Origin of the sequence: Flavobacterium psychrophilum, from assembly GCA_001708385.1 — a bacterium.
Lineage (GTDB): Bacteria > Bacteroidota > Bacteroidia > Flavobacteriales > Flavobacteriaceae > Flavobacterium > Flavobacterium psychrophilum_A.
Genome location: CP012388.1, coordinates 450,813 through 466,102, shown reverse-complemented (window position 1 = coordinate 466,102; position 15,290 = coordinate 450,813). Strand labels below are relative to the sequence as shown.

General features: G+C 37.5%; 14 protein-coding genes and 2 pseudogenes. 13 read left to right on the top strand and 3 right to left on the bottom strand.

Annotated elements, in window-relative coordinates:
• Positions 1–58: 58 nt before the first annotated feature.
• Entirely contained in the window at positions 59–721 is a 663-nt protein-coding gene (locus tag ALW18_02120; protein ID AOE51423.1) for a hypothetical protein, read from the top strand.
• 51 nt (positions 722–772) lie between these two features.
• On the opposite strand, the gene ALW18_02115 is transcribed toward ALW18_02120, so the two are convergent.
• Genes ALW18_02115 through ALW18_02105 form a run of 3 tightly spaced genes read right to left on the bottom strand, consistent with a single transcriptional unit; the run spans position 773 to position 3,458 of the window.
• Complete coding sequence (locus tag ALW18_02115) at positions 773–1,519, bottom strand: hypothetical protein (GenBank protein AOE51422.1); 747 nt, start codon at positions 1,517–1,519, stop codon at positions 773–775.
• Entirely contained in the window at positions 1,491–2,024 is a 534-nt protein-coding gene (locus tag ALW18_02110) for a hypothetical protein (GenBank protein ID AOE51421.1), read from the bottom strand. Before ALW18_02110 ends, ALW18_02115 begins: the two co-directional genes overlap by 29 nt.
• A gap of 21 nt (positions 2,025–2,045) precedes the next feature.
• A complete protein-coding gene (locus ALW18_02105; protein ID AOE51420.1) occupies positions 2,046–3,458 on the bottom strand; it encodes an RNA methyltransferase in 1,413 nt (470 codons plus the stop codon).
• A gap of 66 nt (positions 3,459–3,524) precedes the next feature.
• Here ALW18_02105 and ALW18_02100 point away from each other — a divergent pair.
• The 12 genes and pseudogenes from ALW18_02100 (at position 3,525) to ALW18_02045 (ending at position 15,260) form a co-directional block, all read left to right on the top strand.
• Positions 3,525–4,075 (top strand): annotated as a pseudogene (locus tag ALW18_02100) (hypothetical protein).
• Positions 4,076–4,146: 71 nt separating this feature from the next.
• Positions 4,147–4,563 carry a peroxiredoxin gene (locus ALW18_02095; GenBank protein AOE51419.1) on the top strand — a complete coding sequence of 139 codons (417 nt, stop codon included), beginning with the start codon at positions 4,147–4,149 and terminating at the stop codon, positions 4,561–4,563.
• Between the two features lie 89 nt (positions 4,564–4,652).
• The gene (locus tag ALW18_02090) at positions 4,653–5,630 is read left to right on the top strand and encodes a DNA-binding protein (GenBank protein AOE51418.1); all 978 of its coding nucleotides are present in this window, start codon (positions 4,653–4,655) and stop codon (positions 5,628–5,630) included.
• Positions 5,631–5,795: 165 nt separating this feature from the next.
• On the top strand, positions 5,796–7,040 hold the full coding sequence (gene rocD, locus ALW18_02085; protein AOE51417.1) for an ornithine--oxo-acid aminotransferase: 1,245 nt from the start codon (positions 5,796–5,798) through the stop codon (positions 7,038–7,040).
• A gap of 36 nt (positions 7,041–7,076) precedes the next feature.
• Complete coding sequence (locus tag ALW18_02080; protein ID AOE51416.1) at positions 7,077–7,541, top strand: hypothetical protein; 465 nt, start codon at positions 7,077–7,079, stop codon at positions 7,539–7,541.
• 558 nt (positions 7,542–8,099) lie between these two features.
• A pseudogene (locus ALW18_02075) lies at positions 8,100–8,525 on the top strand (hypothetical protein).
• Positions 8,526–8,644: 119 nt separating this feature from the next.
• Positions 8,645–9,172 carry a hypothetical protein gene (locus ALW18_02070; protein ID AOE51415.1) on the top strand — a complete coding sequence of 176 codons (528 nt, stop codon included), beginning with the start codon at positions 8,645–8,647 and terminating at the stop codon, positions 9,170–9,172.
• Between the two features lie 192 nt (positions 9,173–9,364).
• The gene (locus ALW18_02065; protein ID AOE51414.1) at positions 9,365–9,922 is read left to right on the top strand and encodes a hypothetical protein; all 558 of its coding nucleotides are present in this window, start codon (positions 9,365–9,367) and stop codon (positions 9,920–9,922) included.
• Positions 9,923–10,047: 125 nt separating this feature from the next.
• Complete coding sequence (locus ALW18_02060) at positions 10,048–10,608, top strand: hypothetical protein (GenBank protein AOE51413.1); 561 nt, start codon at positions 10,048–10,050, stop codon at positions 10,606–10,608.
• 30 nt (positions 10,609–10,638) lie between these two features.
• On the top strand, positions 10,639–11,436 hold the full coding sequence (locus ALW18_02055; GenBank protein ID AOE51412.1) for a hypothetical protein: 798 nt from the start codon (positions 10,639–10,641) through the stop codon (positions 11,434–11,436).
• A complete protein-coding gene (locus tag ALW18_02050) occupies positions 11,433–12,449 on the top strand; it encodes a hypothetical protein (GenBank protein ID AOE51411.1) in 1,017 nt (338 codons plus the stop codon). Before ALW18_02055 ends, ALW18_02050 begins: the two co-directional genes overlap by 4 nt.
• The gene (locus ALW18_02045) at positions 12,450–15,260 is read left to right on the top strand and encodes a hypothetical protein (protein ID AOE51410.1); all 2,811 of its coding nucleotides are present in this window, start codon (positions 12,450–12,452) and stop codon (positions 15,258–15,260) included. It abuts the gene before it with no gap.
• Positions 15,261–15,290: the final 30 nt, after the last annotated feature.

The following is a 15,290-nucleotide window of genomic DNA, read 5'->3' as shown; positions in this document are numbered from 1 at the left end:
TAAATTACATTACAGAGTTACGTATTATTGTATAATTTTGATGTAAAATTTTTAATTCATGAAAGTAAAGATTTGCCTGCTGTTCCTGTTATTTGCAACCCTTGGAGCAAAGGCTCAGGTGGTGGTAAAAGATACTGTTCCGACTACAGAAACCGATTCTGTAATGTTTATTGAGATGCAGGAACTTGTAATCTCCAACGTTAAGGATACCATATCTGCCGAGGAGCTAAAAAACCTGGCATTGCTTAAAAGGAGAACGCTAAAGGTTTTTCCGTTTGCTAAAGCGGCGGCAGACAGGCTTACAATGCTGAATAAAAACCTGGCGATGCTAAAAACTGACAGGGAGAAAAAAAAATACGCCAAAATAGTAGAAAAATATCTTGAAGACGAATTTGAAGGCCAGCTTAAAAAACTTTCTAAAAAAGAAGGTCAGATACTTGTTAAGCTTATCTACAGGCAAACTGGCCATAGCACCTTCGATCTTATTAAAGAACATAAGAGTGGCTGGAAGGCATTTTGGTCTAACCGTGTTGCCCAATTATTTAATATCGACCTGAAAAGAAAATACAGCCCTGCTACTGTGGCAGAAGATTATCATATAGAAGGATTTTTAATTCAGGCCTTCAGAAGCGGTAGGTTGCCGAGACAGGAACCTGCATTCGCAATTAACTATGCCTCCATAACCCAAAACTGGAAAGAAAAGAATAAAAAAGATGAGTAAATCTTACATAAGAGTTTTAACAAAACGCGCCACATTTCTGTGGCGCGTTTTTTATTTTTTCACTTCTTCTCTAGGTTTGTCGTTGCTCTTTTTGTACAGTGGTATAAAGTACGATAATGTGTAGTTAAAGCCTACTCCAAAGTTACCATCGTAGGTACGGTTGAAACCCGGAATATAAAGGTTGGCAAAATTATCCGGTTCTTTTTCTGTTAGTAGAATATTCAGCCTGACACTAAAGCCCATAAATAGATTATCAAAAATTTCCGCTTTAAGTCCGCCTATAATCTCAACCCAGTGTGCAGAAAGTCCGCTAAATTTCTTATCGGGTCTTACTACCACATCGTCAAAATAAGGATTGGTGTCGTAAATAGTATACGCATTTAGATTTTGGCTAAACGAAGAAAAACCATACCTTACTCCTGTATAGATCATGTTTTCCATATCCAGCCAGTTTTCGTAAGCGTTGTAATCAAAACCTAGTTTTATGTAACTTCCTTTCGTAGTAAAATCAAGCAGGTCGTCAGGTATCCTAAAATCTACTGTGCCTACTTCACCTGCAGCGTATATCTTTTTGGTAAGCCTGTAATCCGCAACCAGTTCTATACCTTTAAAGTCCTTATCGTAAATGGCGCGGGCAGGCCTTGAAATATCGGCACCTATGCGAATACCGTAACGGTCTATTTTAGATGGAGCAATAGCAACAGCAACTGTATCGGCAGCGGGTTGTTCTTCCTGTCCGAAAACGGCTGCCGAAGCAAGAAGTAATAGGCTACAAATAGAATTTGATATGTACTTCATCTTCGTTGTCTATGTTATTTGTAATTTCCTCAACACGTCTTATCCAGGGCTGCCCATTTCTATCGGTTCCGGGCGTCACCACAAAATTCGGATTTTCCGGTGTACTTGGTAAAAGTGTAAATGTAGTTTTGTAGCCGCATGCGCGTGATACAAAAGTTTCTGTGCGGCTATACTTAACTTCAAATATATCTGTATTTGTAGTTACAGTTCCTCCGGTATTTGTAAAATTATACGTGATTGAATACTTAACGCTTTCGGCATCTGCCTTTAACGGGAAAACAAATTTAGAGCCGCTTATAGAATCAATAACTTTCTCCGAACCTACAACCTGGTACGACAAGTTAGTAACCGGACTAAGCACGGGTGTATTGTCATATTGATAAAATTCAACAACAAGGCCGGGCGTAGTAGGCGTACCTTCAGCGCAAAGGTCATCCTTTTCACAACTCAGCAGATAGCTGGTAATAATAAGCAAAAGGGCAATAGAAGCTATTAATCTTTTCATAGAGGCCGTGCCTGTTTTTAATTATCGTTTTTCCAAAAGTACAACATTTTCCACATGGTGCGTTTGCGGAAACATATCTACCGGGCGAACACGTGTAACTTTATATTTCTCGTCCATAAGGGCAAGGTCACGTGCCTGTGTAGCCGAATTACAGCTTACATAGACAACCTTTTCAGGAGCTATCTGTAATATCTGTTCTACAACATCCTTGTGCATACCATCACGCGGCGGATCTGTAATAATAACGTCGGGTCTTCCGTGTGTGGTGATAAAGTCATGGTTGAATACAACTTTCATATCACCTACAAAAAACTCGCAGTTGGTAATATTATTGCGTTTAGCATTTTCCTTGGCATCCGCAATAGCTTCCGGAACGGCTTCAACACCTATAACCTTACGCGCTTTTTTAGAAACAAATTGAGCAATTGTACCTGTGCCTGTATAAAGGTCGTATACCAGCTCATTACCGGTAAGTCCGGCGAATTCGCGTGTTATGCTGTAAAGCTCGTAGGCCTGGTCTGAATTCGTTTGGTAGAACGACTTAGCATTAATGCTAAACTTAAGGCCTTCCATCTCTTCAAGAATATAATCGCGCCCTTTAAACAGAATTATATCTTGGTCATATAATGTATCGTTAGCTTTACTGTTGATGACATATTGGAGTGATGTAATAGTAGGGAAACGTTCTGCTAAAAAGTTAAGCAGTAGCTCTCTCTTTTCTTTATCGTCTTCAAAAAACTGTATCAATACCATGATCTCTCCGGTAGAGGCAGTACGTATCATAAGTGTACGCAGTAGCCCTTCGTGGTTGCGCGGATTGAAAAAGCTAAGCCCGTTTGCATTGGCAAACTCTCTTATACTATTACGCAAATCGTTACTCGGATCTTCCTGAAGACTGCAATGTGTAATATCCAGAATTTTATCCCATGCTTTAGGAATATGAAAACCAAGTGCGTTAGCGTCCGATATCTCGACGCCGCTATCTACCTCGGCCTGAGTTTTCCAACGTGCGTTAGAGAACGAAAACTCCATTTTATTACGGTAAAAGAACTGCTTTTCAGAACCCATAATAGGCTCAAAATCGGGCAGGTCAACTTTACCGATGCGTTTAAGGTTATTGTATACCTCTTGGTTTTTATAGAATAACTGCTGCGGATATTCCATATTTTGCCATTTACAGCCTCCGCATGAACCAAAATGGCTGCATACAGGTTCTATCCTGTGCTTGGAATATTCATGAAAATTAATGGCTCTGCCTTCATAATACGACTTTTTCTTTTTAAAAGTCTGTACGTCTACCACATCACCCGGTACCACATTAGGTATAAAAATTACTTTACCATCTGGGGCTTTTGCTACCGATACGCCTTTTGCTCCGGCGTCCAGTACTGTAATGTTATCAAATACGATCTTGTCTGTCTTCTTTCTTCCCATGCGGCAAAAATAAGCTATTATTACAAAATTTAAATATTTTTGTAATAATCATGTAAAACAATTACTATGCCTGTTTATCTAGCCCTGCTTCGCGGCATCAATGTCAGCGGAAAAAAGATTATTAAAATGGAAGATTTGCGTAAGCTTATGGAAACTTTGGGCTATGCAGACGTTAAGACCTACATTCAAAGCGGTAATGTTATATTCAGTAACCCTGAAGGAGATAAGGCTTTGATCGAAAAGACAATAGAAGAAGCTATCGAAAAACAATATGGCTTTGACGTTTCGGTATTTGTAGTAGATAAAGATAAACTTGATAAGGCTGTAATAAACAATCCTTTCACAGAGGGAAGGGAAGAAGAGGCTCCGGGTTTTAAAAAGCTTTACGTAACTTTTTATCAGAAACACCATCTGATGAAAACATGGAAAAGCTTCTCCAGTCTTCTATTGGAGATGACCTTATAGAGGTTATCGGAGATGTACTCTATTTTAAGCTGGAATCGAAAGCATCCGATTCTAAACTATCCAACAATCTTATTGAAAGCAAACTAAAGGTGAGTGCCACCACGAGGAACTGGAATACGACACTTAAACTTTTGAAGATGATGGAGTTTTAATGTTTTGTTAAAAACAGTGCAATCGTTTTCATGATTGTGTAATTTAGGAACTCTAATAAAAAAACAATTACATGAAAAGAAATGCAACAGCCGTATGGTCTGGCTCACTAAAAGAAGGAGAAGGTAAAATAACTACACAGAGCAACGTATTAAGTAATACACAATATTCTTTTAAAACACGTTTTGAAAGTGGTAACGGTACAAACCCCGAAGAGCTTATAGCAGCAGCACACGCAGGCTGTTTCACTATGCAGCTTACAGCATACATCAACGAAGCAGGCTATAATGTTGCTTCGGTTGAAACGAAATGCGACATCGATTTTCAGGATGGAAGCGTTGTAGGTTCGCATCTTTCGGTACTTGCAAGGATTGATGATATAGAAACTGACGAGTTTCAGCAACTGGTCACCAAAGCGGAAACAAATTGCCCAATATCAAGGCTGTTAAATACAGCAATCACATCCAGCGCAACTTTAGTAAGGAGTTAAGTTGATTTTTGATTTCATAAAATGCCCTGCCACTGCGGGGCATTTTCTTTTAAGGAATTCATATCTTTGGATACACCAAACCAATAGTTATGAATCGTTTTGACAGGATAACTGCCATATTAATACAGCTTCAATCTAAGAAAATAGTTAAAGCCCAGGATCTTGCCGATAGGTTTGGTACAAGTCTTCGTACTATTTACCGCGATATTCGTACGCTGGAAGAAGCAGGTGTGCCTTTGTATGGTGAAGCGGGTATAGGCTATTCTATTGTAGATGGATACAAACTGCCGCCCGTTATGTTTACAAAGGAAGAAGCAGTAGCTTTTATTACTGCCGAAAAGCTAATGTCGAAATTTACCGATAACGAACTAAAGAAGAACTTCAGTTCGGCGATGTTTAAGGTTAAAGCAGTACTTCGCGGTGCAGAAAAAGATCTGGTTGAAAATCTCGAAGAACAAATCATGGTTGTTCAGAAAACAAATGTTGTTTCGCTTCCCGGTAATATTCTTGATCTTTTGCTGAAAGCAATAGCCGATAAAAAAGCGGTTAAGATATTGTATAAGGCTTTTGATAAAGACAGTAATGAGAGGCTTATAGAGCCTATAGGTATCTTTCACGAAAATGACTATTGGTATACAATAGGTTTTTGTCATTTACGCCAGGAATACAGGCAGTTTAGGATTGACAGAGTTCTTACCATAGAACTTACCAGTCAGGACCAGGAAGAAAGAACGTCACTTAAAGATTTTCAGGAATTAAGAAAAACCATGAAATCTGATTTTGTAACACAAAAAGCAGTTATCCGTGTTAGTAAAAGCGTGGCCGTTTTTATGCAGGACCGTAAATATTTTTTTGGGTTTGTATCTGAAATCGAAAGAGATGATTACATTGAAATGACTTTTCTTTCTATGTCAATTGAAGAGGGGCTGGCAAGATGGTTAATTATGTTTGCAGATCATGTGGATATAGTAGAACCGCAGCTTCTTAAAGACAGTATTGCAAAACATTTAAATAATATACTTCAAAAACACCCATTGTTTAAAATCGAAGAAATCAGTGTCAGGTAATAAAACGGCAAAAATGCTCACATTTAGGGAGATGTCTATTTTCGATGCATTTAATTTAAATTAAACGTAAAATAATTTTATTTTTATTATTTTGCGTGCTCAATAAGGATGATTTCTCTCCACTAAGAAGGAATTGCTGTTTGAAAAATAAAAACTACAAAACTAATGTCAGTTTTAGAAAAATTGAGCTCGGCAGATGCCATAGCTTTAGAGGACAAATACGGAGCACATAACTATCACCCGTTACCTGTTGTATTAAGCAGGGGAGAAGGTGTTAATGTGTGGGATGCGGAAGGAAAAAAATACTACGACTTTTTATCGGCTTACTCAGCGGTAAATCAAGGCCATTGCCATCCAAAAATTGTCGATGCCATGGTGGCTCAGGCACAAACTCTTACACTTACTTCAAGGGCTTTTTACAACGATCAGTTAGGCAGGTATGAAGAATTCGTAACCAAATATTTTGGTTTCGATAAAGTACTGCCAATGAATACCGGTGCCGAAGCTGTAGAAACTGCAATTAAGCTATGCCGTAAATGGGCATACGAGAAAAAAGGAATTGCAGAGCAGGAAGCTGTAATTGTAGTTTGCGAAAACAACTTCCACGGTAGGACCACTACTATAATATCGTTTTCTAACGATGAAAACGCCAGAAAGAACTTTGGTCCATACACGGCAGGATTTATAAAGATACCTTATGATGATGTAGAGGCACTGGAAAATGTTCTAAAATCTGAAAAAAATATTGCAGGTTTCCTTGTCGAGCCTATTCAGGGTGAAGCAGGTGTTTATGTTCCTGCCGAAGGTTATCTTGCAAAAACAAAACAACTTTGTGCAGATCATAACGTACTTTTTATTGCTGATGAAGTGCAAACAGGTATTGCCCGTACAGGTAAATTGTTAGCTGTACATCATGAGAGTATACAACCGGATATTTTAATATTAGGTAAAGCACTTTCAGGCGGAGCATATCCTGTTTCTGCCGTATTGGCTAACGATGATATTATGAATGTTATTAAACCGGGTCAGCACGGTTCTACCTTTGGTGGTAATCCGGTGGCTGCGGCTGTTGCTATTGCGGCACTTCAGGTTGTTAATGACGAAAAGCTGGCAGAAAATGCAGAAGCAATGGGCATACTTTTCCGTGAAAAACTAAATGACTATATTGCAAAGAGCAACATAGTATCGTTAGTAAGGGGTAAAGGGCTTTTAAATGCTATCGTTATTAACGACGACGAAGAAAGTTCCACTGCGTGGGATATATGTGTTGCACTAAAAGACAATGGTTTGCTTGCAAAGCCAACACATGGTAATATTATACGTTTTGCGCCGCCGTTGGTAATAAATGAAGAGCAGCTTTTAGATTGTGTTAGCATTATTACCAAAACACTAACCTCATTTGAAAAATAATCAATTAAATATTTTATAACCAATCAATTATCTATTATGGAAGAAAAATCACATTTCGATTCTTTTGAATTACAATTTACAAATGAAGCTAAAGATTATTTAGCAATAGCAGGAAAATGGGCTACTTTCCTTTCTATCATTGGTTTTATCGGGTTAGGCTTTATGGTTATTGGTGCTTTGGCAATGTTCTCGTTAGGTAGTGCTTTAGGAAGTATGGCCGGAGGTGGTGCAATGGGTATGATGTCTGGTGGAGTGCTGGGTGGTATATACCTGGTATTTGCTGTTTTGGGTTTTTTTCCAACACTTTATCTTTTCAAATTCGGTTCGAAAGCAAAGCAAGCTGTTAACAACAGTACGACTGCTGAGCTAACTGAAAGCTTAGGTAACCTGAAATCGTACTTCAAATTTTTAGGTATATTCACTATTATCATAATAGTGTTTTATATCATTGCAGCAATTGCAGCAGTGGCTATAGGCGCATCTGCAGCGGCAGGAATGTAATATTTACATGATTTCATATAGAATCCCGGCTAGCCCGGGATTTTTTTTTAACATTTCTCCAAGTACAGATTATTTTGCGTAATTTTAGCATTACTTACTACATAAATGATCGAGATACTAAATATTGATAAAACTAAATTCCCGTCCGGATTTAGTGCCCAGCATATAAAGGCTGGCGATTACTCATTGCCGGACAAGCCCTACAGGGGTGGATTTTATCATATGTTTTGGGTTAAGAGTGGTTCTATTGTGGTTAATGTAGATAACCAAACATTATCTGTAAATAGAAACGAATGCGTTTTTATTGGAGCCAACCAGGTGTTTAGTTTTGTACCGACCATTGGATTTGAGATACTTCTTGTTTGTTTTACAGAGGCGTTTTATATAAGAAACGGCCTTGATGAAAGATTTTTAGAAAGCTGTACTTTTTTTGATGCACAATTGATTCAGAAATACAAAGTACATTCTTCATTAAATCCGATAATAGAGCATTACCATAAATCTTTAATGGAAATGTGTAGTCAGCCATTTGAGGAACTATTATATCAATTTTCACATAATACTGTAGAACGATTGCTTTTGTTTGCGCAAAAAGAACTTATGGCAAGTAAATACAGTCCTATTGCTATTATAAAGAAAACAGATCAGGATATTGCAAATCATTTCAGGCATCTTGTTAAAGAAAATTGCAGGGAGATCAAACAGGTTAAATTTTATGCCGATAAGCTTAACATTTCCATAAAACGCCTTAATGACGTATGTCACACGACCTATGGTATGCATCCCAAAAAAATGATAACAGAACAGGTTGTTCTGGAAGCAAAGCGTTTATTGCAGCACAGCAGTATGAGTGTGAAGGAAGTTGCTTTTGATTTGATGTTTCTTGAACCCAGTAATTTTATTCGCTTTTTTATCAAATCTGTTAATATGTCACCAAAAGAATACCGTGATATGTTCAGGGGTAAAAAGGAGTTTTCTATGTAGTATGTCTTTTATCGATTTTTTTCATTAGTTAATCGTTTTATTACCCCGTTTTAACACACTGTTTGCATCTGATGGTTATATTTGTTTATGACTGAAAAGGGGATTAAACAGTCGATATTATGAAAAAGATGTATGCCGAAATATTAACTTCTATTTTTTGTGCTTTAGCTTGGGGAGGCTATGCGCAAAGTTCGGCAGGCACTAATTTAAGTGTTGAGTTACAAAACATTCAAAGTATTACAATTAATGAAGCCCAGAATAATGTTGGTATTTCATTAACTAATGCTTCAGAATACCGTAACGGAAAAACTTCGCAACAAGCAGATCATATTAATATAACAAGCAGCTCTAATTACGAAATTAAAGTTTCTGCAGCTTCAAATCTTATAAACGAAGCATCATCTATTGATATAGGTACTGTAACACTAACACCAAGTTTGGGTAGCGTAGGCGCTGCGCCGGTTGGAAACCTTAATCTTAACGCAGTTGCTCTTTCATTAGGCGAGACTACACTTGTGTCATCATCTCATGGCGATGCACAGCGTTCTTTTAATGTTAATTACAAAGTTTCAGGCGGTGAGGCGTATCTTAACAAGCCTGTCGGGACTTATTCTACATTAGTTACCTATACTATACTAATGCCTTAATCTGCTTATCAGGAGATTAATTAGCTTAAACTTAATAAGAAAATACCCGTTAGCGCAAAATGATATTAAAAATTCTCATTTTGACTATTCATTATGCATTCTTGTGTTATACTTTTGCACCATAAAAGTTAAGAAATTTAGACCCCCTAAAAATCAGTACTTTAAAAATTAATCCCCATAACCCCCTTACTAATGAACAAGTTTTTCAAAACTGCTGCATTGGCTGCAATTCTATTGTCTGCTAATTCAATTATCGCTCAAGATTCAAAAACCGGAACAACAACTCTTAATGTAAACCTTGGAAGCGTTCTTGCTATAGAGGTTGCAAACCCAAGCGTAACAATTCAAATGACAACCGCTGCTCACCTTAGAGACGGTAATTCTTCAAGTGAATTGTCAGATCACGTAAAGGTTACTGCTACAGAAGGTTATACTGTTACTGTTCAGGCTTCTACAGATTTAACTAACGGAGGTGTTGAAATTCCTGTATCTACAGTAAAAATCAAAACAGAAAAAGGATCTTATCTTGGTGCGTCAGGAAGTACAGCTCCTACTACAACACCAACTTTCCCAACTACAGAGCCTGCGTTAAGCGCAACAGCTCCTGTTCAAATCATCGAGTCTTCTACAGGAGATTTCCGCGGTTTTAATGTAACATATACTATTCCTGCTGAAGAAACACCTGCTTACCTTGATAAAGCAACAGGTGTTTACACTACAACGCTGACTTACACTATAGCAGCAGACTAACAATAAAGAAATATTACTTAAAGTAGCGCTAGCCATTTAGGTTAGTGCTATTTTATGCTATACATCAGGCTGTAATTTTATGGCCTTACAAATGGTGCGTTTTAGTTTTTGGAAATTAATTACATTTGAATCCCCACACCCCCCTACGTAATTTATTCCTGCTAGTACTGTTATTCCCTATTATTGTTTTTTCACAGATAGGTTCTGCAGAGACCCAGGTAAACATAGTAATTAATCAGGTACAAAGTATAGAAGTTTCGCAGCCCTCGGTAAGTATTAATATGAACAATGTTTCTCATTTTTTAAATGGAAACTCATCGGGGCAGCAAGTTAACCATGTAAAGGTAATATCCAGTGCAGGTTATCAGGTAACTGCAAAAGCGAGTACTCAGTATTTTTCCCTTAATGGAAGTGTAACTACACTTCCGGTAAATACTGTTGCCATAAAAACAACAGTGGGTAACGACCTTTCCAATACCAATACAGCTCCACCCAGCGGATTACAAGTGGCGCCCCAGGCTTCTATTTCTACATCGCCAAATACTATAATTACATCACCTACAGGTGAGTATGGACGTGGTTACAATGTTGAATATAGTATATCGGCACAACAATCGCCTGCTTATCTCAACAGAACTCCGGGTGCATATACTACAACCGTTATGTATACTTTGGTTCCACAATAAATGTATCTTTACCAAGCTAAAATTTAGGAAATGAAAAAGTTTTTATTGGTGTTTTTTACGGTTATAACAACAATAGGTATGCAAGCTCAGGCAGGTATATCTGTTTCGCCGGGACGATTGTATTATAAACTTGCATCAGGAGCATCAGGTAAACAAACAGTGAATGTTACCAATCCTACCGAAAAGGAACTCGAGGTAGGTGTGTCATTTAGTGATTGGGAATATGATCCTTCCGGAAGCAATAAAATCGCAGAGACCAAAACTCTTGCTACTTCCTGTACTGACTGGATTCAAATTTTACCATCTTCTTACTTTGTTGTTCAGCCTGGAGAAACGAAACAGGTAGAGGTGGTTTTTAATGTTCCGGCGAATGCCGACACAAAAGTACCCGTACATACCGGTATGATATTCTTCACACAGCTTAATCCGGGTAAAGCAAAAGACCAGAACGGTGCTGCAATCCAGGTAACTGTCAGAATGGGTGTAAAAGTGTACCATAGTTTTGTACAACAGTCAACCCCACTTTTGGAAATTATCGATTTTACAAATTCGGCTGATGAAGCAAATAATAAAATTGTTGAACTGAAATTAGAAAATCCGGGAACTACCTGGGCTGATGGAAAAGTAAAATGGGAACTGTTTAACAACAGTAACGGTAAAAAAACGACTTTAAGAGATACTGAGTTTTATACGCTTCCCAAAGATATTAGGGTTATAAAGCAAATTTTGCCAAATGACTTGTCGAAAGGTAATTATACGCTTTCGGCTATAGTTACTTATGGTGAAAATGATGTAATTAAAATTGCCGAACTGGAATTTAGCTTATGAAACAGCTTATAGCTTTATGTGCTTTCTTAGTTTGCTCTTATACACTAAAAGCACAATATACACTTGGTGCCTATAATGGTGGGCAGCCTTCTTTTAGCACTTACGCCGAGATGACTTCGGGTAAAACGGCTAATAACCAGATAGCTATTCCTATACAATATTATGGTAATAACCTTAATGTGAGCGAATGGAAACTTACCGCAAGGCTAACACAGGATTTTGCTAATGAGAGTAACTCTTCTTATACGGTAGGAGCCCAATATGCATATTTGCAGTTTAACAGCCAGGATAATAGTGGTTCGGCTAATGGTACTTCTATAAATGTGCCTACGCAGTTATTTCAGTTAAGTAAATACAACGAAATAACGCTTATACAAAGTACTGTAAGCCTAAACCCTCAGGTTAACCGTTTATTCAGATATAATCTTTTTATAAAAGGAGGTAATCATCTTTTGGTTAGTCCAAATGGTATGTATAATTCGGCGTATGAATTTAAGCTTTATAAAATTTCTGGCGGAGTAGAGCAGCTTATAGGTATCTATACATCAGGTGTCGGCGATGCACGCTTTCAGCTTAATTACGGTGGAAATTATGGTAACCAAAGCGTTATGCTGCAAAATGGGGCACAACAGTTTAATTTGTCGTACACTACAGCAGCAGATTATACGGTAGAAAAATCGGTTACTATAGCTAATGCACTTAAACTTAAAACATATAATTACCAGTTGGCCGTTCAGGCATCGGGCAATTTTATTTCTGCGTCATCATCACAAACACTCCCTTTATCAAATTTAAAATTACAGTTGTCAGTGAACCAGGGTTATCCCGGATTACAGATAGTTACTCCGGTTACGCTATCTACGGCGGCACAGCCAGTCGCTTACCGAACCAGTAGTACCGCAGAGGAAATATTGTTCAATGTGAAATTTTACATTCCGGCCAACAGTCCAGGTCTTAGCGCGCCTCCGGGCACTTATAGTACACACGTTTATTTTTTAATTATACCTAATTAAATGCTTTTCAAGGGCTGTAAACTATCGTTATTATTTATTCTGTTGTTATCAGGTATTACCGCCCGCTCCCAGAGTGAAGGGTTTACGATATCTTTTGCTTCAGATAAAATAGAAACTAACGGCTCAGATTTAATTGAAGCCAGAGTTAAGATAGTAAACATCTCATCAAATGTTCTCGAGGGGCAGTTTGAAGTTCACAGCAGCCATGAAGATATCTATATGTCGCAGCGAAAGCCAAGGCAAATTACTCTCAAAGCTAATGACAGTGTTTTTGTTTCTGTAAAAGCAATAGTTTCGTCGTCGGCAAAAGCAGGTAACCAAAGTGATATTGAAGCCGTATTTACTTTAAAGTCAGGTCAGTTAAAAAGCATTGCCATACCTGTAATTATCCATGAAAGGAAATTGGTAAAAGTTATGTTTCCCGAATTGAATGTGATATATGAAAATGCAGGTGACAGCCTTTCTGTACCTGTGCATATATTTAATGACGGTAATACAACTCAAAAAATAGCCATACTTGCAAGATACCCCAATTTTATTGCACGCAATACCCTGGAAAACAGGACTATTGATGTACGTGCTTTTACCGATACTATAATTTATCTAACGAAAGAAATAAACAAAAACATACTTAAGCAGGAAGATTTCGACATTAGTATTACTACTTTATATCACAATGGTAATATAATCAACAGTGGTACAGTTAAGGCTAGTTCTATAAAAAGTAACAGAAGGTATACTACGCCTTATAATGATGATTACAACCTAACATTCCGACAGGAAAATCAACTGACGGCAAGTACACAGTTTAACAATGATAAGTCTAAAGCATATTTTTTATATGCAAATGTACAGGCTGAAGTTAAGGATGCTGTTATTCAGGCTAACATTGATCTTAATTACTGGGAGAATTCAGAACAGGTATTTTTAAGAAACACATGGCTTGCATATAAGGAAAAAAAATACGGAGCGACTATAGGTTCAATTTCCAGATTCTCCGATTTTAACCTTATGGGGCGTGGTGCAGAAGTATACTATAATCCTGACGACAAAAATTTGATTGAAGCAGGTGCCGTAGACAAAGCATATAATTTGATTGACGATTCCGGTTTGTCTTTTGGTAAATCGGCCTGGACATCATTTACGCACAATGGAGGCTGGATGCAAAAGAAAGGATATGAAGCTATGGCTATATATGATAATGATAGCTATTACGGAGTAAATAACTATTTGGCATCGGCGCGTTTTGGAGTTTTAAGCTATGATAATTTTAATCTTAGGGCTGGTGGGGCGGTTAGTAATGTAACGTCAAATCTTGGTTTAGATAGTCAGGCGGGTGGATCTGGGGAGGTACAGCTTAATGGTAAAACAAAAGGTATTTATTATAGTAGTTCTAATTATGTCAGCTCTGCCTATTTCTCGGGAATGAGAAGGGGAGTAGTTAACCTTAATGAAAGGATTAACATTCCGGTCGGAAAATTAAATATATGGACAGCATTTAATTACCTTTCTGTAGAGCCGAAAATATACGCTAACCAATATGGGGTTTCTAATTTTTCCTCAACACGTTACGATATTGGTATGTCTACACGTTTTGGTTCGCTGATGGTAACACTTGCACCATATTTATATAAAGAACAACGTAAAGAACAGCTTTTTTCTGTAGGCCTTGCTAAACAATACGAGATGAATGCTGCGAGGCTAAATTTCGGAATGAGCTATTATAATATGCCTACCAAACAAAATGTAACGGTTTCGTTAGAAGGGGGGCAGTTTAACACAAATACCTTTAGTGGCGGACAATATCATTTTAAGGCAAACGCCATCTATAATTGGAAAATGCTAAGCTTGTTCACGTTTTATCAGTATAACAATTTTTACTTAGGTGAAATTATTGCCAATGTACAATCCGGTAAAACAGGGAAATATACTAATCTTACTATTTCCCCAACCCTGCAACAGAAATTTTTCAATAATAAGTTATCTGTAACCGCCGGTATGACTTATTCTGACAACTCACTTGTTGCGGAATCTTTGCAGTTTAATGGCCGTATTGAATATGATATTACAACTGATTTTACACTTTTCTTTTATAATTATTACAGTGATTTTTCAACCAGCCCTAAACCAATAAACACCTATCAGGTAGGGCTTACTAAACGATTTAATCCTATTAAAGCAGACAGGTCTAAAAGTGATCTTGAAATATACGTATATTATGAGCAGGGAGGTAAATCTAGTGTAGAAAATAGTAAACCTGCTGCCGGACAACTTGTAATTATCAATGGAAAGGCTTTTAGGACAAATAGTAGGGGTATCCTGATTTATAAATCGCTTCCCGCCGGCAGTTATGCTGTTAAAACATTAAACACAAACGAATGGTATGCCGCTGAGCGTACTGTCGAAATAAATTTAGATACGAAAATCGCAATTGGCTTGACCCGTACGGCAACTATAAAAGGAACTTTATCCTATATAGCAACAGAAAAAAGTTTTGATATAACCAGAAGAAAGAACGGCTTATCTGTAATTGCTATTGATGGCAATGGAAAAGTGTTTACAACCAAAACAGATGATAATGGTAGCTTTACTTTGTATGTGCCAAAAGGGACATATACTGTTACATTAGAAAAATCAGGAATATCCGAATATGTTGAAATTGAAAACAATAATACTCAGGTCAACGCTGAACCAAATGATATTAAAGAGGTGAAATTTGACCTTACAATTAAAGAGAAACGTGTAGAGACAAAGAAGTTTAGTTCGCGTGGTTTCCCTGCTCCGGCAAAAACTGACGATAAAAAGAAATAACCAATAAGCATATGATTATAATAGCTTATT